This is a genomic window from Haloplanus vescus (genome assembly GCF_900107665.1).
Taxonomy (GTDB): Archaea; Halobacteriota; Halobacteria; order Halobacteriales; family Haloferacaceae; genus Haloplanus; species Haloplanus vescus.
The window spans coordinates 261,710-282,524 of sequence record NZ_FNQT01000001.1 but is presented as its reverse complement, the minus strand read 5'-3'; the positions used below and the strand labels follow the sequence as shown (position 1 = coordinate 282,524).

18 protein-coding genes are annotated in these 20,815 nt (G+C 68.1%); 9 read left to right on the top strand and 9 right to left on the bottom strand.

Annotation, left to right across the window (positions count from 1 at the left end; translation table 11 throughout):
- Nucleotides 1-15: 15 nt before the first annotated feature.
- Nucleotides 16-759, bottom strand: coding sequence for a DUF7260 family protein (locus tag BLU18_RS01460; RefSeq protein WP_143025208.1), 744 nt, complete (start codon nucleotides 757-759; stop codon nucleotides 16-18).
- Between the two features lie 252 nt (nucleotides 760-1,011).
- Between BLU18_RS01460 and BLU18_RS01455 the strand changes: the two genes are divergently transcribed.
- Nucleotides 1,012-1,905 (top strand): DUF4349 domain-containing protein, encoded by an 894-nt coding sequence (locus tag BLU18_RS01455; RefSeq protein WP_092630362.1) that lies wholly within the window; start codon nucleotides 1,012-1,014, stop codon nucleotides 1,903-1,905.
- Here the strand turns inward: BLU18_RS01455 and BLU18_RS01450 are convergent, their stop codons facing one another.
- Genes BLU18_RS01450 through ribH form a run of 3 tightly spaced genes read right to left on the bottom strand, consistent with a single transcriptional unit; the run spans nucleotide 1,906 to nucleotide 5,402 of the window.
- On the bottom strand, nucleotides 1,906-3,804 hold the full coding sequence (locus tag BLU18_RS01450; RefSeq protein WP_092630359.1) for a DEAD/DEAH box helicase: 1,899 nt from the start codon (nucleotides 3,802-3,804) through the stop codon (nucleotides 1,906-1,908).
- A 48-nt stretch (nucleotides 3,805-3,852) separates the two neighbouring features.
- The gene (locus tag BLU18_RS01445; protein WP_092630356.1) at nucleotides 3,853-5,001 is read right to left on the bottom strand and encodes a pyridoxal phosphate-dependent aminotransferase; all 1,149 of its coding nucleotides are present in this window, start codon (nucleotides 4,999-5,001) and stop codon (nucleotides 3,853-3,855) included.
- Nucleotides 4,998-5,402 carry a 6,7-dimethyl-8-ribityllumazine synthase gene (ribH, locus tag BLU18_RS01440; protein WP_092630353.1) on the bottom strand — a complete coding sequence of 135 codons (405 nt, stop codon included), beginning with the start codon at nucleotides 5,400-5,402 and terminating at the stop codon, nucleotides 4,998-5,000. Before ribH ends, BLU18_RS01445 begins: the two co-directional genes overlap by 4 nt.
- Nucleotides 5,403-5,497: 95 nt before the next feature.
- Between ribH and BLU18_RS01435 the strand changes: the two genes are divergently transcribed.
- From BLU18_RS01435 to BLU18_RS01415, 5 genes are all read left to right on the top strand, one after another.
- Nucleotides 5,498-7,270, top strand: a complete 1,773-nt coding sequence (locus BLU18_RS01435) for a flippase activity-associated protein Agl23 (protein WP_092630350.1) — start codon at nucleotides 5,498-5,500, stop codon at nucleotides 7,268-7,270.
- Between the two features lie 68 nt (nucleotides 7,271-7,338).
- The gene (locus tag BLU18_RS01430; RefSeq protein WP_092630348.1) at nucleotides 7,339-8,685 is read left to right on the top strand and encodes an aryl-sulfate sulfotransferase; all 1,347 of its coding nucleotides are present in this window, start codon (nucleotides 7,339-7,341) and stop codon (nucleotides 8,683-8,685) included.
- 64 nt (nucleotides 8,686-8,749) lie between these two features.
- Nucleotides 8,750-11,191, top strand: coding sequence for a dihydropteroate synthase (gene folP / locus BLU18_RS01425; protein WP_092630345.1), 2,442 nt, complete (start codon nucleotides 8,750-8,752; stop codon nucleotides 11,189-11,191).
- 32 nt (nucleotides 11,192-11,223) lie between these two features.
- Nucleotides 11,224-12,003 (top strand): NRDE family protein, encoded by a 780-nt coding sequence (locus tag BLU18_RS01420; protein ID WP_092630342.1) that lies wholly within the window; start codon nucleotides 11,224-11,226, stop codon nucleotides 12,001-12,003.
- Nucleotides 12,004-12,060: 57 nt separating this feature from the next.
- On the top strand, nucleotides 12,061-12,411 hold the full coding sequence (locus tag BLU18_RS01415) for a helix-turn-helix transcriptional regulator (RefSeq protein WP_092630339.1): 351 nt from the start codon (nucleotides 12,061-12,063) through the stop codon (nucleotides 12,409-12,411).
- A 7-nt stretch (nucleotides 12,412-12,418) separates the two neighbouring features.
- On the opposite strand, the gene BLU18_RS01410 is transcribed toward BLU18_RS01415, so the two are convergent.
- Both BLU18_RS01410 and BLU18_RS01405 read right to left on the bottom strand, forming a co-directional pair.
- A complete protein-coding gene (locus BLU18_RS01410; protein ID WP_092630336.1) occupies nucleotides 12,419-14,263 on the bottom strand; it encodes a sensor histidine kinase in 1,845 nt (614 codons plus the stop codon).
- A 97-nt stretch (nucleotides 14,264-14,360) separates the two neighbouring features.
- On the bottom strand, nucleotides 14,361-15,458 hold the full coding sequence (locus BLU18_RS01405; RefSeq protein WP_092630333.1) for an outer membrane protein assembly factor BamB family protein: 1,098 nt from the start codon (nucleotides 15,456-15,458) through the stop codon (nucleotides 14,361-14,363).
- A 191-nt stretch (nucleotides 15,459-15,649) separates the two neighbouring features.
- Between BLU18_RS01405 and BLU18_RS01400 the strand changes: the two genes are divergently transcribed.
- Nucleotides 15,650-16,390, top strand: a complete 741-nt coding sequence (locus BLU18_RS01400; protein ID WP_218124041.1) for a DUF7847 domain-containing protein — start codon at nucleotides 15,650-15,652, stop codon at nucleotides 16,388-16,390.
- Here the strand turns inward: BLU18_RS01400 and BLU18_RS01395 are convergent.
- A complete protein-coding gene (locus BLU18_RS01395; RefSeq protein WP_092630329.1) occupies nucleotides 16,387-16,788 on the bottom strand; it encodes a hypothetical protein in 402 nt (133 codons plus the stop codon). The two genes, BLU18_RS01400 and BLU18_RS01395, sit on opposite strands and share 4 nt — an antisense overlap.
- A 91-nt stretch (nucleotides 16,789-16,879) precedes the next feature.
- Between BLU18_RS01395 and BLU18_RS01390 the strand changes: the two genes are divergently transcribed.
- Entirely contained in the window at nucleotides 16,880-17,254 is a 375-nt protein-coding gene (locus BLU18_RS01390; RefSeq protein ID WP_245697847.1) for a DUF8064 family membrane protein, read from the top strand.
- 3 nt (nucleotides 17,255-17,257) lie between these two features.
- Here the strand turns inward: BLU18_RS01390 and BLU18_RS01385 are convergent, their stop codons facing one another.
- Entirely contained in the window at nucleotides 17,258-19,414 is a 2,157-nt protein-coding gene (locus BLU18_RS01385; RefSeq protein WP_092630326.1) for a DUF5518 domain-containing protein, read from the bottom strand.
- A gap of 318 nt (nucleotides 19,415-19,732) precedes the next feature.
- Nucleotides 19,733-20,074: a winged helix-turn-helix domain-containing protein gene (locus BLU18_RS01380; RefSeq protein ID WP_092630323.1), complete on the bottom strand. Its 342-nt coding sequence runs from the start codon at nucleotides 20,072-20,074 to the stop codon at nucleotides 19,733-19,735.
- Between the two features lie 154 nt (nucleotides 20,075-20,228).
- Between BLU18_RS01380 and BLU18_RS01375 the strand changes: the two genes are divergently transcribed.
- On the top strand, nucleotides 20,229-20,804 hold the full coding sequence (locus BLU18_RS01375) for a response regulator transcription factor (RefSeq protein ID WP_092630319.1): 576 nt from the start codon (nucleotides 20,229-20,231) through the stop codon (nucleotides 20,802-20,804).
- The last annotated feature ends 11 nt before the right edge of the window (nucleotides 20,805-20,815 follow it).

Genomic DNA, 20,815 nt, shown 5'->3' with positions numbered 1-20,815 from the left:
CCTCAACGTTTCCCGTCAGGCCGTCGCCGCCAATTCGCGTTCGACGCGCCGTCGCGCCCCCGTCAGTCGCTCGCCAACCGTCGCCAGCGTCGCGAGCACCGGGTACGGCGACGACAGGTCGGCGTAGAGATACTCGCTCAGGTCGGTCGGGACGCCGGGCAGGTCGCTCCGGTGACTGCGGATGGTCTCTTGGCGCCGGCGCCCGATGCCGTCGACGCGGGCTTCGAGGTCACGAACCCCCTGCCAGCGCCGCCGCAGTTCGTCGAAGCGCTGGGCCGAGAGCGGGCCGTCGTCGAGCGCTCGCAACTCGGCGCGAACCTCGTCGATATCGGCGGCCGCGGCTTCGAGCGACGCCGCTTCGCGGTCCAAGACGTCGAGGAACTCCTCACGCTCGTTTTGGGCGGCCGCCGCGGCGGCGCGGACGGCGTTCCGAATCGTCGGCGTCAGCGCCTCGCCGCTCAGCAGCGCCGCGGCCAAGTCGTCGCCGAACTCGGCGGCGAGGCTCTCGGCGAGCGTGTCGTCGTACTCTGATTCGTAGTGCGGGACGGCCATCAGCGTCTCTGCGTACGCCGTGCGGACGCGTTCGAGCGAGCGGTCCGACTGGCGCTGGTCGGCCAGCAGCGACGGCCCGCCCGAGACGGTCACCGCCTCCAACTCCTCGACGCGCCGGTCGAACGCCGACAGCGCGTCGCGTTCGGCGCTAATCGTCGCTCGCTCGGCCGCGACGGCGTCGAGTGCGTCGTCGATTCGCTCGCTCATCGCCTCGCGTCCGTTCGGTCGCCACTCGTCGGCACCGCACCGGTGACCCGCCTCGCCGCGGCAGTCGTCGACAGCGGAGCGTGGTGGCAGTCGGAGTCGGTCGTCATACAGTACGCATCCCATTATGTCGGGATAAAAATAACGTATATACTGTATTGTTCGTTCCCGTGACAAACGGACCCGTGATCGTCGGTCAAACGCTCGTTTGTGTTTTGGTGTGCGTTTTTGCGGTCGGGGCGTGTACGCCGGAGCATGAACCGTTCACGAACGGTCGTCGCGATGCTCGCGGTACTGGTCGTCCTCGCCGGCTGTGGCGGGTCGGCCGGGTCCGCGGTGAGTGGGGGTGACTCCGACGTGTCGATGACCGTCCAAGAGAGCGGCGGCGGCAGTGGGAGCGCCGAAGACGGTGCGACCGCCGGTGACACCACCCAAAACGTCGCCGACGGTCGGTCGATTATCCGGACCGGCGAGGTTCGCATCCGCGTCGACGACTACGAGTCGTCGCGCTCGAACCTGACGGCCGCCGTCGAGGCCCGCGGTGGCTACGTCGCCGACACCACCCAGCAAGTCCACGACAGCGACGGCGCGTCGTGGTCCTCCGGCCAAGTCGTCCTCCGGGTCCCCGCCGACAACTTCTCGCGGACGATGACCCTCGTCGAGCGCGAAGGGACCGTCCTCGAATCGCGAACCTCGACTCAGGACGTGACCGATCAAGTGGTCGACCTGCAGGCTCGCCTCGACAACCTCCGCGCCCAGCGTGACCGCCTCCGCCAACTCTATCAGAACGCCAACGACACCGAAGACGTGCTCGCCGTCGAAAAACGGCTCTCCGAGGTGCAGACGGAAATCGAGCAGACGGAAGCGCAACTCCAGAACCTCCAGCGTCGCGTCGCCTACTCGACCATCACCGTCGAGATGGTCGAACCCCGTCCCGACCGCCCGGCGCCCGACCACTGGTACGACACGCCCGTCGTCGCGGCGTTTCTCGAATCCGTCCACGGCGTCGGCGTCGTCCTCCGTGCGACAGTCGTCGCCGGGGCGTACGTCGCCCCGTACCTGCTCGTCTTCCTCACGCCCTTCGCGGTGGCCGGGGGCCTCGTCTATCGCTACCGGAAGCGACTGCCCGGTGGCGGCGGTGGGGAGTAATTAGAGCCGCGCGCGACAGTCTCTGAACGGCACGTCCGCGTCGGCGTCGACGACGCGCGCGATGGCATCCGCCGCGCCCAGTAACCACTCGGCGCGCTCGATTCGAGACTCCAAGTCGCCGGGGCCAATGCGGAACCGCTCGACCAATTCCTCGGCACCCGTCCCCGCCGTCCACTCGTGGAGGATGCGCGCCGTCTTCACGGCCGTCAGCCACGCCTCGAAATCGTCCGTCTCGCCCATCTTCGTCGTGAACTCGTCGGCGTGGGTCTGCGCGAATCGATACATGTCCGCCCGCTCGCGGTTGCCCAGATACGTGTCGGGCATATCCGGCGTGTCACAGACGATTTCGAGCGCGGTCAGTCGCGTCACCGACGACAGTCCCGTCGCCATCCGAATCCCGTCGACGATTCGCGCACCCGTCTCGGGCGTGACGTACTGCTTGGACACCTGCTCGCCGAGCTCCGTCGCCCGCAGGCCCGCGTCGTCAACGAGCATCTCCATGTCGACGAGGTCCGCGATTGCGGTGTCGAGGACGCCGCTCAACTCCGCCGTCGGCGTGCCGTGCGCGAAGAAGGTGGCGTCGAGGACACCCAACACGCCGTCCCGCGAGTCGGCGAACCCCGACGCGACGATGGAGAGGACGTGCGTCCGGAGCGCGTTCGGGTCCGCGAGCTTCGAGTCGACTCGCTCGGGGTCGGCGTCGACGTAGCGCTCCCAGAGGTCGTCGCGCGTGTCCGCGTCCCCGACCAGCACCGCCTCACCGTAGGGGTCGAGGTGGGGGCGGCCCGCCCGGCCGCACATCTGGTGGACTTCGAGCGTCGGCAACCACTCCATGCCCGACCCCGTGTACCGTTGCTGGTCGCGAACGACGACGCGGCGCGCGGGCACGTTGACGCCGGCGGCCAGCGTCGGCGTCGCACAGATGGCGCGGAGGTTTCGCTCGCGGAAGGCGCGTTCGACGGCGACGCGGTGGGCGCTCCGCAGGCCGGCGTGGTGGAAGGCGACGCCGCCCTCGATGCAGTCCGCGAGGCGGCGCCCCGTCTCCGTGCCGTCGAGCGACCGGACTTCCTCGGCCACGTCGGGCGACGACCCGAGGCCGCCGCTCGCGAGGCGTTCGGCGAGCGTCTCCGCCTCGCGACGCGACCGGACGAACGCCAGCGCCTGTCCCCCGTCGTCGACCGTCTCGCTGACGAGGGCGTCGGTCGCGTCGGTTGCGTCGTCGGGGTCGCCCGGGACTGCGAGCGAGTGGGCGGTGTCGTCGTCGAACGTCACGTCGCCCTCGGCGTAGACGCCGGTCCGGAGGTCGACCGGGCGCCACGTCGACTGGACGAGGGCGGCGTCAAGCCAGTCCGCGAGTTCGTCTGGATTCGCCACCGTCGCCGAGAGCGCGACGATTTGGACGCCCGGCGCGCGGCGCTGGAGGGTGGCGAGGGTCACTTCGAGCGTCGGGCCGCGGCCTTCGCTCCCCACGAGGTGGACTTCGTCAACGACGACGCAGGCCAGGTCGGCAATCCAGTCGGCGCCGTTGCGGATGGCGGAGTCCACCTTCTCGCTCGTGGCGACGACGATGTCGTTGTCGGCGAGGTCGGTGGCGTCGGAGTCGAAGTCGCCGGTCGAGATGCCGACGCTCACGCCGGGGAGTTCGGAGAAGGTGTCGTATTTCTCGCGGGCGAGCGCCCGCAACGGGACGATGTAGAGCCCCGGACCGTCGGCGGTCAGCATCGCCACGGTGGCGACGAACGTCTTTCCGCTCGCGGTGGGCACGGCGGCGACGAGGCGGCGCCCCTCGGTGATGCCCGCCTCGACAGCCGCGACTTGCGGCGGGTAGAGCTCCTCGATGCCCCGGCTCTCGAAGTGGTCGACGACCGCTGGCGAGAGGGGGAGGTCCCGAACGCGCATCGAGTAGTCGTGGGTCGGGACCGTACCTAAAGGCTCGGCGTCGCGGCGCTACAGGTAGTCGTTCGCGACCAAGCGCTCGACGCCCTCTTGGAGTCTCTCCTGACTCGCGGCGTAGGAGATGCGCGCGTAGCCGGGGGTGCCGAACGCGCTTCCAGGCACCGTCGCGACGTGGGCGTCCTCGATGGCGCCCTCACACCACGCTTGGTCGTCGTCGTCGACGGGGAGCATCATGTAGAACGCGCCGTCACCGACGGGCACGTCGACGCCGTGGTCGGCGAAGAGGTTGACGAGCATGTCACGCCGGTCGCGGAAGGCGTCGCGCATCTCGCCGACGGCCTCGTCGGTGTTGCGGAGCGCCTCGATGCCGGCGTGTTGGACGAAGTTGACCGCACAGGAGACGGAGTGCGACTGAATCTTGCCCGCCTGCGAGACGAACTCCTCGGGCGCACAGAAGTAGCCGAGACGCCACCCGGTCATCGCGTAGGCCTTCGAGAAGCCGTTGACCGTGATGGTTCGGTCGGCCATGCCGTCCAGACTGCCGAGGCTCGTCTGCTCGACGCCGTACGTGATTTCGTCGTACATCTCGTCGGAGATGACGGTGATGTCGTGTTCGACGGCGAGGTCACGGACGCCTTCGAGAGCCTCGTCGGAGTAGACGGCGCCCGTCGGGTTCGACGGCGAGTTGACGACGAGGAGTTCGGTGTCGTCGGAGACAGTGGCCGCGAGGTCGTCGAGCGCGGGTTCGAGCTGGAAGTCGTAGGGTGAGAGGTCGACCCGCGAGAGGTCGGCACCGGCCATCTTCGCCTGTGCCTCGTAGGACACCCACGCCGGGTCGAGGAGCGCGACTTCGTCGCCCGAATCGATTAGCGTGTGGAAGATTTCGTAGAGCGCCTGCTTGCCGCCGGGCGTGACGACGATGTTGTCCGCCGTACAGTCGATACCGTCGGCCTGCAGTTTCTCCGCGATGGCCGCTCGGAGTTCGGCGACGCCGTTCGAGGAGGTGTAACTCGTGTCCCCGGCATCGAGCGAGTCCTTCGCGGCCGTCTTGATGTTCTCTGGCGTGTCGAAGTCGGGTTCGCCGACCGAGAGGTCGACGACGTCGATGCCCTCCGCCTCCAGTTCGTTCGCGAGGTTGCTAATCGCGAGGGTCGCACTCGGCTCGACGCGCTCGACGCGCGACGCGAAGTCGAAGTTCATGGTAACGTGCGTACCATCTCGACCGCCGCGTTTACCGCTTCCGCTCCTTTCTCGACGCGCTCCCGAGCTTCCGCCCCGCTCATGCCCGGGCCGCTGACGCCGAAGGTGACCGGCGTGTCCCGGTCGAGACTCACCCGAGTCAGCGCCTGCGCCGTCGCGTCGCCAATGACGTGGTCGTGGCTCGTGTCGCCGGTGACGATGGCGCCCACGACGGCGACGGCGTCGATATCGTCTCGGCGCGCGAGTCGGTCCGCCGCCAGCGGCGCGTCGTACACCCCCGGCACCTCGACGGTGGCGTCTACGTCGGCGCCGGCGTCGTCGGCCGCCGCCCGTGCCTCTTCTTCCATCGGCTCGGTGACGGACGCGTTGAACTGCGCCACCACCAACCCCAGCGTTATCATATCCGCCGGGTTGGCGCCGGGTGGCAAAGGCCTTACTGTCGCCCGCGCCCCCGAAAACAAAAGAGTTGTAACCGGTGAGCGGGCAGACAGGAGCGATGCGCCTCGACGGTCGCCGTCGCACCCTCCCGGCGGTCCTCGTGATTACAGTGCTCGCCCTCCTCGCTCGCCTCGTCGGCCTCGGCGGGCGAATCTTCCACTGGGACGAGGGCCGCGTCGGCTACTGGATTCTCCGCTATCACGAGACGGGCGAGTTCGCGTACCGCCCCATCGTCCACGGCCCCTTCCTCTTCGTCGTCAACGACTGGGTGTTCGCGATTCCCGGCCTCGGCGCCAGCGACTTCAGCGCGCGCTTGGTCGTCGCCCTCGTCGGCGGCTTCCTCCCCCTCACGGCGTGGCTGCTCCGTGACCGCCTCGACGACGCCGAAGTCGTCGCACTCGCCGTCGTCCTCGCGGCCAACCCGCTGCTCGTCTACTACTCGCGGTTCATGCGCAACGACGTGCTCGTGGGCGCGTTCGCCTTCGCCGCCCTCGCACTGTTCGTCCGCGCCCTCGACCGGAGCGACGCGCGCCTGCTCTACCCCGCCGCCGCCGTCTTCGGACTGGCCTTCACCACCAAGGAGAGCGCCGTCGTCTACCTGCTCTGCTATCTCGGCGCGGGTGCGCTCCTCGTCGACCACCGCCTCTTCCGTGCGTCCCACGAGGGCCGCTCGGTCCGCCGTCTCGTCACCCGAGACTGGCGCACCGCCGTCGCCTACCGTCTCCAGTCGTGGGGTGGCTCCATCCCGCGCGGCCTCGGCCTCGCCCTCGGTCACACCGTCGCCGCCGTCGCCGTCTTCTTCGCCGTCGTCGCGTTCTTCTACGCGCCGCGGCCCGAACTCTGGAACGCGCTCGCGGCGCCGAGCCAGCTCCCGGGCGTCGTCGAGACGGCGACCGTCGGGTCGTGGAAGGACTTCTACGGCCTCTGGATCGGCGGCAGCCACCAGAACCACGACTACCTGCCCTTCGTCTACGACTTCCTCGAAACCGCGCTGTACGGCGCGTTCTTCGTCTTCCTGTTCGCCGTCGTCGGCGTCGTCGCGGACGGCTACGACGACGACGGCTCGCGTCCCCTCGTCGCCTTCGCCGCCTACTGGGGCGCGGTGAGCGTCATCGGCTATCCCATCGCGACGGACATCCGGGCGCCGTGGGCCGTCGTCCACGCCGTCGTCCCCCTCGCGGTGCCCGCCGCCGTCGGCATCGCCGCCACGGCCCGGCAGGTCCGGTCGTCGTTCGACTGGACGGGCGACGACGCCCTCGATACGCTCACGACGGCCGCGGCGTGGACGCCCCGCACCGCCGTTGCGGCGTTGCTCCTCTCCGCGGCCGTCGTCGGCGTCGTCGGCGCCAACGTCACCTACACCAACGCCGCCTCCGAGGAGCGAGCGGGCGAGGTCATCCAGTGGGCCCAACCCGAGAACGACCTCAAGGAGACGCTGGAACTCGTTCGCATCGTCTCCCACACGAACGAGGGGACGGACGTGCTGTTCGTCGGCACCCACTCCCCGAACAACCCGAGTGACGTGCGCTTCTACGTCAAGAACGAGTCCTCGCTGTTGCAGCCACGTCCCGGCGGCCCGTCGTGGCACACCCGACTCCCGCTTCCGTGGTATCTCGAACGCTACGGTGCGAACGTGACGAGCACGGCGCCGAACGCGTCCATCGGGTCGAATCCGCCGCCGGTCGTCGTCGCCGCCGAGTGGGACGAGGACCGCGTCGCCCGCCAACTCTCGGGCTACGAACGCCACCGGCACGACTTCCGACTCTGGAGCGACGAAATCGTCATCTTCATCGACGAGTCGGCGCTGGAGCGGGCGCGAGCGTCTGACTGACCGCCGTCACCGCCTGCCGGCGGCGCCGAACCGCAAGGTATTGATGAGACACATCGCAATCGCCCCGTGTGTCTTCGCGTCGAACGCTCTCTAGAGTCGTCGTTCTAGTCGTACTACTCGCCCTCCTCGCCCCCTCAGTCGTCGCTGCGCTCACGTACGACCCCGCTGCCGACACCAGTCTCGAACCGGGGACGATTCGAAGCCCCGCCAACGGCTCGACCGTCGTCAGCGCACAGGGCTACACCTTCCGGGGCGACACGAACAGGAAGAAGCCTGCCCGGCTGGTTTCCGTCGACGGCGGCGGCGACCTGGAGTGGACACACGCCGAGTCGGGCGCGTGGTTCTTCGAGGTCGACCCGATGCCCAACGGAAACCTGCTCGTCTCGTCGCCGCGGGAGGAGGAGACGGTCGTCTTCGAGTTCGACCCCGACACGCAAGAGCGCGTCTGGTCCGAGCGCTTCGAGATGACCGACACCCACGGCGTCGCGTACCTCGGGGACGACCGCATCGCCATCGCCAATATGCGGGCGTGGAACGAGTCCGCGGGTGTCAGCGACGACCGAATCGTCGTCTACAACCGCTCGACCGACGAGTTCACCTGGGAGTGGACGTTCAGAAACCACTACCCCGAATCGACAGAGGGCGGCTACAACGACGACTGGACACACGTCAACGACGTCGAGCCAATCGGCGACGGTCGACTCCTGCTCTCGCCCCGGAACTTCGATCAGGCCATCGTCGTCGATATGGAGAGCAAGGACGTCGTCGACCGCCTCGGGACGGACGACGACCACGACGTGCTACACGAACAGCACAGCCCCGACTGGCTCGTGAGCGAGAACGGGACGCCGACGGTGCTCGTCGCCGACAGCGAGAACGACCGAGTCGTCGAGTACGCGAAGGAAGACGGCGAGTGGGTGCGGACGTGGACGGTCGGTGCGGAGTCGCTCAACTGGCCCCGGGACGCGGACCGACTCCCCAACGGAAACACACTGATTACGGACACGCTCAACCATCGCGTGATGGAGGTGACGCCGACCGGCGAGGTGGTCTGGGAGTACTACGCGACGTGGGGGCCCTACGACGCGGAGCGACCGGTCCACGGCGACGACTCGAACGGGCCGACGATACGCGACCAAAACGCGAGCGGGGAGTACGCCATCACCGGAAGCGCCAACGTCACGACCGACGGCGCGACGGGCGTCGCCGACTGGCTCCAGACCGTCGCCGACGGGACGCCAGTCGAGGCACCGACAGACGCCGTCGCCGACCGGTGGGCGCACGTCGTGCCCTGGATTCGTCCCATCTGGATGTCCAGTTGGGGTGTCCTCCGAACGCTCTGTGCAGCCGTCCTCGGCGCCGTGTGGCTCGGAGGCGAACTGGTCGCGTACCGGCGACGGCGCGGCGCCGCGTAATGCCCCCGGGCAACGCTCGTCACGACCCGTGAGACTAAAACCTCGCCCCACGGAATCGTGAGTTATGGACTATCACGCCGCGGCGGATTTTCTCTCGGACCTCCGCCGGTTCGCCATCGACCCCGGGACGGAGTCGACGCGGGCGCTGCTCGCCCATCTCGGCGACCCCCACGAGGACATCGATTTCGTCCAGATTGCCGGCTCGAACGGCAAGGGTAGCACGGCGCGTATGACGGAGTCGGTCCTCCGCGAGGCGGGCTATCGGACCGGACTCTACACCTCCCCGCACTTCGACGACCTGCGCGAGCGGATTCGAGTCGACGGGCGCAAAATCTCCGAGTCGGCAGTCGCCGAGTTCGTCGAACGCGCCCGCCCGTTCCTCGTCGACCGCGCCGTCGAGGGCGACCCCCTCACCTCATTCGAGACGCTCACCGCGATGGGGCTGTGGTACTTCGGGCAGTCGGACGTGGACGTGGCGGTGCTGGAAGTCGGCTTGGGCGGGCGCCTCGACGCGACGAGCGTCGTCGACCCCATCGCCGCCGCGGTGACGGCGGTCAGCCTCGAACACACGGACGTTCTCGGCGACACGCTGGACGACATCGCGTCGGAGAAAGTCGCGGTCGAACCCGACGACAGGCCGCTGGTCACGGGCGCGACCGGCGACTCGCTGCTTGCCGTGCGGCGCTACGCCCCCGATGCGCTCAGCGTCGGCCCTGCCGAGACGGACCCGGACGTGAGCGTCCGGTACGACGGCCTCCGCAACCACACCGAGGCGGCGGTGGCCGTCGACGGCGGTGACTGGCGCGTCGAGACGCGCGTGCCCGTACCCGGCGCGTATCAGGCCCAGAACGCCGGCGTCGCGGCGACGCTCGCCCGACAGATAGCCCCGGAGCGAGTGACCGAGGGCGTCCTCGCACGCGGCCTCCGAAGCGCCCACTGGCCCGGCCGCTTCGAGGTGGTCGAACGCGACCCGCTGGTCGTCCTCGACGGCGCCCACAACCCCAGCGCCTGCGAGGCGGTGGCCGACACGCTCGGCGAGTACGACTACGACGACCTGCATCTCGTCTTCGGCGCGATGCACGACAAGGACCACCGGTCGATGGTCGACGCCCTCCCCGCGGCGGCGTCGGTCCGGACCTGCGCGCCCGCCCACGAACGCGCCGCCGACCCCGAAGTCCTCGCTGGCGCCTTCGAGGCCGGGAGCGACGCCGGCGCGGTGCGGACGGCATCCTCCGTCGCTACCGCGCTCGAACAGGCCCGCGAGGCCGCCACCGAGGGCGACTGCGTCCTCGTCGTGGGGTCGCTGTTCGCCGTCGCCGAGGCGCGGCGGACGTGGTCGCGACTCGCCGTCGGCCGCCGAATCGAAGACACCGAAGACGCGCGGGACGCGCTCGCCCGGGCGAACGTGGACCCCGACACCGTCGCCGAGACAGCTCCCGAGGGCGACCACCGCGTCGTGACGATTCGACTCGACCACCGCGAAGCGCGCACCCTCGACCGGGCGGCGGGACGGGTCGGCGTGACGGCCGTCACCGCCGACTACCGCTCCGGGCACGAACTCCGGGACGCGGTGGTGATGGGGACGCGCGCCGACCTCCGCGAACTCCTCTCCGAACTCGACGACGAACGCGTGGCGACGACGCTTCGCGCGCGAGTCGAGGACGCCCACGCCACCCGCGACTATCCGTGGACGGAGACGCCCTCGGTCATGGGGATTCTGAACGTGACCCCGGACAGCTTCCACGACGGCGGCGACTTCTTCGACCAGGAGGCCGCCGTCGCCCGCGCGGAGGCGATGGTCGAGGCCGGTGCCGACGTGATAGACGTGGGTGGCGAGAGCACGCGCCCCGGCGCTGACGTGGTTCCGGTCGAGGAGGAAATCGGTCGTGTCCGCCCGGTCATCGAGGCGCTCGACGACCTCGACGCGCTGGTGTCGATCGACACGCGGAAAGCCGAGGTGGCGCGCGCGGCGCTCGATGCGGGCGCCGACATCCTCAACGACGTGACAGGGCTGGCCGACCCCGAGATGCGCTTCGTCGCCGCCGAGTTCGACGCGCCCGTCGTCGTCATGCACAGCATCGACGCGCCCGTCGTCCCCGGCAAGGACGTCACCTACGACGACGTGGTGACGGACGTGATTCACGAACTCGGCGAGCGAGTGGCGCTGGCGGAGCGTGCGGGTCTCGACCGCGAGCAGATAATCGTCGACCCCGGCCTCGGCTTCGGGAAAAACGCCGTCGAGAACTTCGAACTCCTCGACCGCCTCGACGAGTTCCGCTCGCTCGGCTGTCCCATCCTCTTCGGGCACTCCCACAAGTCCATGTTCGCCCACGTCGGACAGGGCGCCGGCGAGCGACTGTCGGCGACGATTGCGGGGACGGCGCTGGCCGTCGACCGCGGCGCCGACATCGTCCGCGTCCACGACGTGCCCGAGAACGTCGCCGCGGTGCGCACCGCCGTCGCCACCGACGACGCCGCGGGCGTACCTTCGGCTTGGCAAGAGTAGGCTTAATCCGGCGGGCGCGTCTACCGCGACTCGTGTGTACTCTCGCGCTCGCGTGGCAGATGTTTCCGGACGACCCCGTCGTCGTCGCCGCCAACCGTGACGAACAGCGTGACCGCCCCTCCGAGCCACCGCATCGGTCGGGGACGGACCCCGAAATCGTCGCGCCGCGGGATACTCGTGCCGGCGGGACGTGGATCGGCTACAACGACGCCGGTCTGTTCGTCGGGGTGACGAACCGCTGGGTTGACGGCCTGCGCTCGGGACGCTCCCGTGGGCTCCTCGTCGACGACGCGCTCCACGAATCGGACGCACGGTCGGCGGCCCGTCTCGTCGAGCAGTCGGTCGCCGACCACGACTACGCGGGGTTCAACCTCGTCGTCGCCGACCGCACCGCGGCGTATCTCTTCGAGTGGGACGGCCGTCTCGGCGCGTCACAGCTCGACCCCGGCGTGCACGTCGTCGTCAACAGCGGTGCCGCACTCGGCGGCGGCGGGGCCGTCGTCGACGCCTTCTTCGCGCCGGACGACCCGGCTCTCGCCGACCGCGCAACCGAACAGGCGGCGAACGCCCGCGCCGTCCGCGCGGCGCTGACGCCGGAACCCGGCGAGAGCGCCGACTCGTGGCTGGACCGGGGCGCGAACGTCGTCGCCGACCACGACTACGGCGTCTGTATCCACGAGGACGACTTCGGGACGCGCTCTTCGTCGCTGATTCGCCTCGGCCGCAAGGATGCTGAATATCGCTTCGCCGCCGGCCCGCCCTGCGAGACGGCGTACGAGTCGGTCGGTGACACCGACGAAAGTCAAGTTTAAACCCGCCCCGACGGTTTGTGCGTGTATGTCCGGGACCGCAGACTGGAGGGTGTGCCGATGAGCGCCGCCGAGGACGTCGACCTCTCGGAGGGCGAACGCGCGGCACTCGACCTCGTCTTGGAGACGCGCGGTATCCACCAGAGCGAACTGTGGAAGGAACTCGACGTGTCGTCGCGAAAGGGGAGTCGTCTCGCCGAGTCGCTGGTCGAGAAAGGACTGATTCAGCGCGAAGAGACCGTCTATGAGGGTCACAACACCTACTTCCTGATGCCGACGGCGAGCGACCTGCAGTTCTCGCTGCTCATGGCGGGCGACATGCTCTCGCCGTTCATCGGTGAAGAGGAAGTCGACCCGCGCAGCGACGCCTTCTCGCAGTGGCTGATGAACCTCGCGTACGACGAGTACTAGCCCGCCCTTACGACGAGTCGAGATTCGGCAGTTCGACCACCACCGTCGTGCCGTCGTCGGCGCGGAAGGACAGGTCGCCGCCGAGTTTGTCGACGCCCCACTTCAGTTCCCAGAGGCCGAGTCCGCGACTGTGCTGGAGTGGCGTCTCTGTCTCGCTCGTCAACGGCTTCAGTTCCGACGGCGGAATGCCCGGGCCGTCGTCGGCAATTTCTATCCTACAGCCAGACTCGTCCGATGCGACCGTGACGCGAACCTCGCCGGCAGCGTGTGTGACGGCGTTCTCCAGCGGCGCCCGGAGTACGGTCGCGAGAATCTCCGCGTCGGTGACGACCGTCGCGTCGTCGTCGACGGTGGTCGTGACAGCCTCGGCGGCGTCGATGTCGTTCAACACCGTCGCTATCTGCTCGGCGAGGTCGAGGCTCGTCGGTTGAGGTTCCTTGGATAGGAGGTGGTCGATGTGGCGAGCGCGCGTGCCGAGGGCCGCCAGCGTCCCGGTCGCCGCCAAGATGGCCTCGCGGTGTTCGGCGTCATCGAGCGCCTCGGCGTGGCTGTTGATGACGTCAAGTTGATTCCGGAGATTGTGCCGGAGGATTCGGTTGAGGACCTCGAGCCGAGTGATGAACTGCTGGAGGTCGTGATGCATCGTGGCGACCGACTGCCCGACGCGACCCGGTACGTCTGCGTCCAAGACCTCGTCGTCGAAGGCGCGCCGGGAGAGCGCCTCCGCTTGCTCGGTGATGGTCTCGATGTAGGCTCTGGTGTTGTCGAACGCCGAGCGAACCTCACCGATTTCGTCGATTCGGTCGCCGCGGTCGATGTCGACGCTGAGGTCGCCCTCGGCGATGGCGTTGGCCTGTCTCGACAGCCGTTTGATGGACCGAATCGGCCCCAGTTGGATGACGGCGCCGACGAACAGGAAGCCGGCCATCACGATACCGACCAACAGCCAGAGGTCGCGCTGGACGCGGTCGGTCACCGCCAGCGCCTTCGACCGCGGCACCTCCTTGACGACCACCCAGTCCACCTTCTCGCCGGGGACGCTGTAGTACGCTTTCACTTCGGTGTCGGTGAGGACCGTCCCGTGGATGTCGGCCGTCGGTTCCGCTCGGAGAACCGTCCGGCCGATGGTCGTGTTCTGCCGGTCACCCTCGTACGGTACCATCCCGTTGGTGTCGTTCTCGTCGAACAACACGTAGGCGGTGTAGCCGCCGAGGACCAGCGTGTCAGTGCCGTTGATAGAACTCGAGAACCGCTCGGCGCGGACGCTCGTCTGGTACTCGGCGACGAGGACGTGGTCGCCACCCGGCAGCGGTGAAGCGAGGGCGACGAACGTCCGATTGCCGTCCGTGTAGACGAGCGAGAGCGTCACGTCGTCCGTGCCGTCGAAGTTGAATCCGGTCCGCGGCTTCCAGTCGATATCCGTCGCCGAGAGCGGCTCCCCGACGAATCGGCTGTCGGTACTGGCGACGATGGTTTCGGACGTGCCGTTCGAGTGGGTGTTCGGACTCCGCTTGACGATGGAGAGCGACGCCGTCTCTGGAGAGAGCTGGCCGAGTTCGGTTCGGAGCGTGGCTTCGGTTTGGTTCTCGTCTACCGGCGTCAGTCCCTCGTGGTTGGAGAGCGTCCGTACCACTTGCTGTTTGCCGTCTATCCACTGCCCCAGCGCCCGCGCTTCGAGTTCGGCGTTCGTCTCGACGGACCGAAGCTGGTCGTCGCGGACGCGGTCGGACACCTGAAACACGGTGACCGTGGTGAGCGCCGTAATCACCAGAACGATGAGAAACGCGCCGCCGAGGAGCTTCAGCGCGTACCGCGAGCGAACGGGGTCGGGGAGATAGGACTCGAGGCTCATAGTGGACTCCGACCCGGGCCGGGGCCGCCCCCAATCATACTCGTCAGTAACGGACTGGAACCTTAATTCTTCATCACTAGCGGCGTTTTCCCCGACGTTACGCCCGCTCGATGGCGAAGAGCCGTTCGTTGTTCGCCGCGTAGAGGAAGTCCGCGCCCGCGACGACGGTCCCGACAACGCTGTTCGTCTCCAGCTGCCACCGTGGCTCGCCCGACCGCGAGAACGCGTACACGTGGTTGTCGTTCGAGCCGGCGTACACCGCGTCGGCAGTCACTGCGGGTTCGTACACGGTGCTGTTCTCGTCCGTGAACGACCAGCGCTCGCCCCCGTCCGACCGGTCCAGCGCGACGAGCGTTCCGTGGTCGCGCCCACTACACCCCAGATACACCACGTCGTCGCCGACGACAGGGCGCGTTCCGCGTTTCGGCGACGGCGTCTCGACGCCCCAGCGGACGGTCCCGTCCGACCGGTCCAGCGCAAGCAATCGCCCCGACCGACCCGGTTCGGTCGACGTGGCCACGTAGACGGTGTCGCCCGCGACGGTCGGACTCCGCGTCTCGGTGTCGGTGCGGTGCTGCCATCGGCGCTCACCGTCGCCGTCGAACGCCGTGACGACGCCGTCGACGCGGTTGGTGAAGACGACGCCGTCCGCCGTCGCCGCTGGCGTCGTGAGACGGTCGCCGCCGGTGTCCGCGCGCCACGCGATTTCGCCGGTGTCGCTCTTGACCGCGAGCAAGTCGTCGGCGTTCGCGTACACCCGGCCGTCGCCGACGCCGACGCCCTGTCTGAGCGGCGAGTCGACGACCCAACGTTGCTCGCCGCCCGACCGCCCGAGCGCTCGCAACCCGTCGCAGCCGGGGACGTAAATTCGCCGCTCGTCGAGGGCGATGTCGCTCTGGAGACAGAGTCGCTCGTCGAAGTCGCCCTCGCTGTATTCGGTCGTCCACTGCGTGCTCCCGTCGCCCGGCGAGAGCGCGTAGAGCGTCAGCCGACCCATGACGTAGAGCGTCCCGTCGTCGAGGCGCGGCGTGCCACGAATTTGCCTGCGCCAGCGAATCCGGTCGGACGACGGCCCGGACTGGCCCAGACAGCCAGCGCTGCTGCCAGCGAGTACGGCGCCGAGGGACGCGAGGGCCGTCCTGCGCGTGACGGGGCGAGGCGACGAGCGGTCGGCGCGGTCACTCGGCGTCGTCATCGTCGGAAGAGAGCCCGTGGCGGTCCGTCTCGCGGCTGCGCGGTCCACTCGATGTCGGCAGTGGTCATGAGCGTCGATGTGTGCCGAGGCGGTTTAACCTGCCTCGGTGTTTCCCGAGGAGCAACTGAGGGTTATTCTGAGCCAGAAACGCCGCCTCGGGTTTCACCACCCAACCGCCCGAATGGTGTCGCATGACGCTCAGATTGGGCCAAGCACTCGAGCAAGGCCTCAAGCGCGCAATTTCGACCAGTGGTATCGTCGCACTCGTGCTGACGGTCGGCTATCAGGTTCTCTTCGTCGGGTCGTTGAACACCATCATCTCGAATCGGCTCCCGCCGAGCGCACAGGCCGGGGCTGCCAGCCCGATTGGCTTCACGCTCCCGCTGTCGACCCAAGTCGCGTCGGCAGTCGCCGTCGTATCGCTGGTGTTCGGTATCGGCATCTCGCTCGTGGTCATGCGGTTGCTGACGCGTGACCTCGGGTCGCTCTCGTCGCTCCCCGGCGAACTCTTCACCCGACGCATCGGCAGGGCGCTCCTGTCCGGACTCGTCGTGAGCGTCGTCCTCGGAATCGCGATTCCCATCGGATTCGTGCTCCTGTTCGTCCCCGGTCTGTTTCTGACGGTGAGCCTGCAGTTCGCGCTGTACGCCGTCGCCGTTGAGGACGCCGGCCCCGTCGAGGCACTCCGGCGAAGCTGGGGCCTAGCGACGGGCAACCGCTGGCGGCTACTCGCGCTGGTCATCCTGTTCGGCGTTCTCGGCGGCATCGGCGGCGTCGTCGGCTCGCTGTTCTCGTTCGTGTCGCCCGCGGCCGGTCAGGTCGCCTCGCTCGCCCTCAACTCGGTCATCATGATTCTGATATACGGCATCCTCGCGGATTCGTTCGTGCAGCTGGGCGGCGACACGGCGTCCTCGTCGCACTCGCTGGCTTAACGGGCGGACCCACTGTTTTCAACGACGCCCAGACGGTCGTGGCGTCGGTACAGGTAGTACGCGAGCGCCGGGACGGAGACGGCCAGTAGCGGCGCGAACACGGCGCCGCCGAGGTGTGCGAGGCCAGCGAGTCCCCACGCGACGCTTGGCGACCACTCGCTGTCGCCCCCGAGCGCTCGGATATCCGCGAGCAAGCATCCGAGAACGACGACGGCGACGAGGACGCCGCCCCAGAACGAGGCGACGGCGAGGACGAACGACGCGATGCCAGCCGCGACGTTCGAGTCACCGCCGGTGGACGAGACGGCGATGAACGTTCGGGAGCCGACGCGAGCGAGAAGCGTCGTCACGACGACGACGGGAAAGAGGGCGACGCCGTACCACCAGGGACGCGTCATACGCCGGCCACGACCCGCGGTCCTAAAGGGTTGCTGACACGACCGACGAATCGCAACCACTAATTCCGCGCCACCGGGTGTCGGGAACGTGGTGCCCTCCAACACCCTCCGCGACCGAATCAGCGTCTGGCGTGGTCTCGTCACGGTCGGCTTCCTGCTCGCCGTCGTCGCTCTCACAGTCGCGTTCGACGGCCGGATTCGGCCGTCACTCGCCCTGCTCTGTGGCCTGACGTTCGTCTTTCTGCTCGGGAGCGCGGTCGACGCCGTGCGGACCCATCCGCTCTACACACCTCTCTCGGCCATCTACACGACGCTCCTGTTCGGCGTGGCGTACGTCGTTACGGGGTCGGACGCCGGGGTGCTACTGGCCCTGACCGGACTGTCAGCACTCGGCGCACTAGTCGAGATATACAACTACACGCACGGCACGTCGTATCTCCGCCTCGATTTCGACGGTGGGTCGTAGCGGTTACGACGCCCGACGGTGCGTGTCGGCCGTGCCGTCGTCGCCACGCAGCTCGGCGAGCCAGCCGCCGAACCGGCCGGAGAGCGCGCCACAGGTGGCCAGCACAAGCAGTAGGAAGCCGGTCACGGAGAGTAGCATCACGACGCCGACTGCCTTGAACAGCGTCGGGTTCGGCGTCGTCGGAATCGCCCAGACCAACTCGTGAAACGTCCAGAGCACCGGAATACCACCGATAAGCGCCGCACGCAACCCCGTCGCCGTGCTGTTCCCGCCGCGTCGCTTGATGAGATAGCCGGCGATGGCGCTCCCGACGACGACCATTCCGAGTGAGATATCGTCCGCGGACTGCAACGTTTCGAAGACGGTGACGGGGAGCGCGAGGAGGCCGCCCAGGAGGGCGTACCGCCACGTCTCGCTCATCTGGAGGGGACCAATTCGGACCATGGAACTACGTCCACCGCCGCCCGTAAATATTCGACTGTCGTGTTTCGGAGCCGACAACTCACTCTCGACGCCTCGGCCGGCGACGCCGCCGTGTCGGAGTCGCACTGTGACGACACTCCCCCTGGGGTCGTTCTCCTCGAACATCAGGTCGCCACCCAACTGTGTGACTGCCCAGTTGACGAACCAGAGACCGATGCCTCGGCCGTGTTCGAGCTGGGTCTCGGTCCCGGCGTCGAGAATCTCTCGCACCCGTTCGGGAAGTCCCGGTCCGTCATCGGCGACGGACAGTTCGACCGCACCGTCTGCCGTCGTCCGAACGCCGATTTCGACGTGTGGCGAGTCCCGGTCGGTGTGGACGAGTGCGTTTTCGACCAGTTCGACGAGGATTCGTCGAACGACGGGGCGGCGAGTCGAGAGCACTACCTCGTCGGGGGCACGAAGCGAGATGTCGGCGGCGTCGTAGTCGGGCCGAAACTGGTCAGCGACATCGCGTGCAACGTCGACCACGTCGACCGGTTCCGGTGTTTCCGTGCTCTCGGTCATGACCGCCTCCGCGTCCCTGACTTTCGTGCTCAGCTCGAGGAGGTCGGTCGTGCTCGACCGAATCCCCGTTCGGAGCTCCTCGTCGTCGACGTGGTCGGCGTACGCGAGCACCACGTCGAGGTCGTTCCGCACGTTGTGTCGGAGGATGCGATTGAGGACCGCGAGTCGCTGTTCCCGAGTCCGTCGGTCGGTCACGTCGCGAAGGAGGACGGTCCGCGCGACGGGCGTGGCGTCGTCCATCGCTTCGTCGACTGCGGAGACGCTGAACTGGAACTGTCGACGCCCCTTCGACGTCTGCAGGGCGACCGTTCCCGTCGCGCCCACGGGCAGGTCGAGTCCGTCCAGCGCGTCGACTATGGACCCGATGGGCGCGCCGATAATCGTCTCCGCAGACTGGCCGAAGAGGTCGGTCGTCCGCTCGTTGACGTCGAGGACGTGGTCGTCCGAGTCGAGGACGACGAGTGCCTCCTGTAGGGTTTCGACGACACGCGTCCGGGCGACGTAATCGGCTTTGGGGAACCCGGTCATGACCGGATATCGTCGCACGGCGACAGCAAGCAGCCCCCCGGACAGGAGGAGGCCAGCCGACGTGCTGCCGGAGAATTCGGTGTTGTTGCCGAGCAGACTCAGCAGATACGGGGCGGCGACGCCGAGGGTGAGCACGCCCACCTGCGTGTTCGAGACGCGGGCGTGGCTGCCGCCGAGGTCGGCGAGTAGGTACGTCGCGTACACGAACAGGACGAAGACGTAGAGAATCTCCCAGCCGATGAGCGGCGCGATCGCCCGCTGAACGGTGGCTTCGGAGGTGGCGACCGCGATAACCACGCCGGTCCCGACCACCGGGAGGACCATCCCGGCCAACATCACGACTCGCCGCCACGTCAATCCGGTTCCGCGGCCGGTGTAGCCGAGTACGTACATCGTCCAGAGACCGGGAAGCGCCAGCGCGGCGCCGAACTGCGCCAACTCCAGTCCGCTGGAGAGGAGATGCACGTCCCCCAGACCGGGCAGTCTCGAGGCGAGTGAGAAGGCCGCCCAGAGCGTCAGCGTCGCGAGCAGCGCGATGAACGACCCCGCGCAGGGCTGTTCTCGCGACCGGAACGCCTCCCGAGTCGCCCAGCCCAGCAGCAGGCACGCGAGGGCGTCGAGGGCTAGCGTCGCCACGGACACCATCACTCGACACCTCGCCGGCCGAGATGTCGGTCGAACGCGCTCGCGAATCCCTCGGCTCGCGTCACATCGGTCGGCGGAGCGGCGTCAGTCACGAACAGTGGAGGGCCGACGCGCGGGGAACGCGCGGTCAGCGGGGGAGGGAGCTGGCGAGTCGGAGGGTCGAAGGCTCGCCAACGGGGGCGGTCGGCACGCGAAGGGTCGTCCCCGACGCTTATAGAACGGGGGGCGCTGTTTCGCCGACAGAAACGCTGCCCTACCGTCGCACGCCCGAATCGACGATTTCGGTGGCGGGCAGGGCGTCGACTGCGAGCGCGCGCGTCAGTCGGCAACGTCGACCGAGATGCCGTCGTCGAGTGAGACGGCGAGCGATGTCGCGACGGCCTCGAACCGCTCCTTGTGGTGGCCGTCGTCACAGATCATCGTCTCGGTGCGGACGAGGCCGGCGTCCTGCAGTTCGTTGAGCCGGCGATACGCCGTCGCCCGGGAGACGTCCGCCGCCTCGGCGACGCTCCGGCCACTCCGTGGCTGGTCCGCGATGGCGTAGTAGACGCGCCGCGTGTATTCATCGCCGAAGAGTTCGAACAGTTCGGTCGCCGAGAGGTCGAGGTCGTCCGTCGGTCCGTCGGCTCGCTTCGACTGCGAAGTCAGATGGGTGGACATACTACTGGAGACTATTCCGACCCTAGTGGAGTCTCAGGCTAGGTATGCAGACGCCCCGACGGCGTCGACTCTAGGAGTGCAGACACGGAGCGGACCGAGAAAACCATCAGTTATGTGGGTTCAGTTTCGACACTCATGTGAGCGACCGAAACAGATGTCTGGACCCGATAGCACGGCGGACGTGCGGACGCTCGTCGTCGACGACGAGCAGGAAGTGGCGGACGCCTACGCCCTGCGATTGCGAGACTACTGCGACGTGGAGACGTCCTACAGCGGCGAGGCGGCGCTATCGGTCGTCGACAGTTCGCCGGTCGACATCGTCCTTCTGGACCGCCACATGCCGGGGATGTCGGGCGACGACGTGCTCTCGGAACTCGTCGAGCGCGACTACTACGGGCGGGTCGTCATGGTGACGGCCGTCGACCCCGGCATCGAAGTGCTCGACATGCCGTTCGACGACTACCTCTGCAAGCCGGTCGAGCGCGAAGACATCCGCGCCGTCATCGACCAACAACGACAGATTCTGGCCTACGAGACGCTGGGGAAATACTTCCGCGCGGAGGCCAAGCGCGCGGTGCTCGATACGGAACTGAGCGGCGCCGACCCCGAGCAAGCGGGCTACGGAGAGATACGCGAGCGAGCGACGCGACTCGAACGCCGGACGCGGCGACTGCTGACCGACGAGACGGTGCTCGACCAGTTCGACGCCGTCTCGCGCGAGGAACTGTGACGAGCGACGCT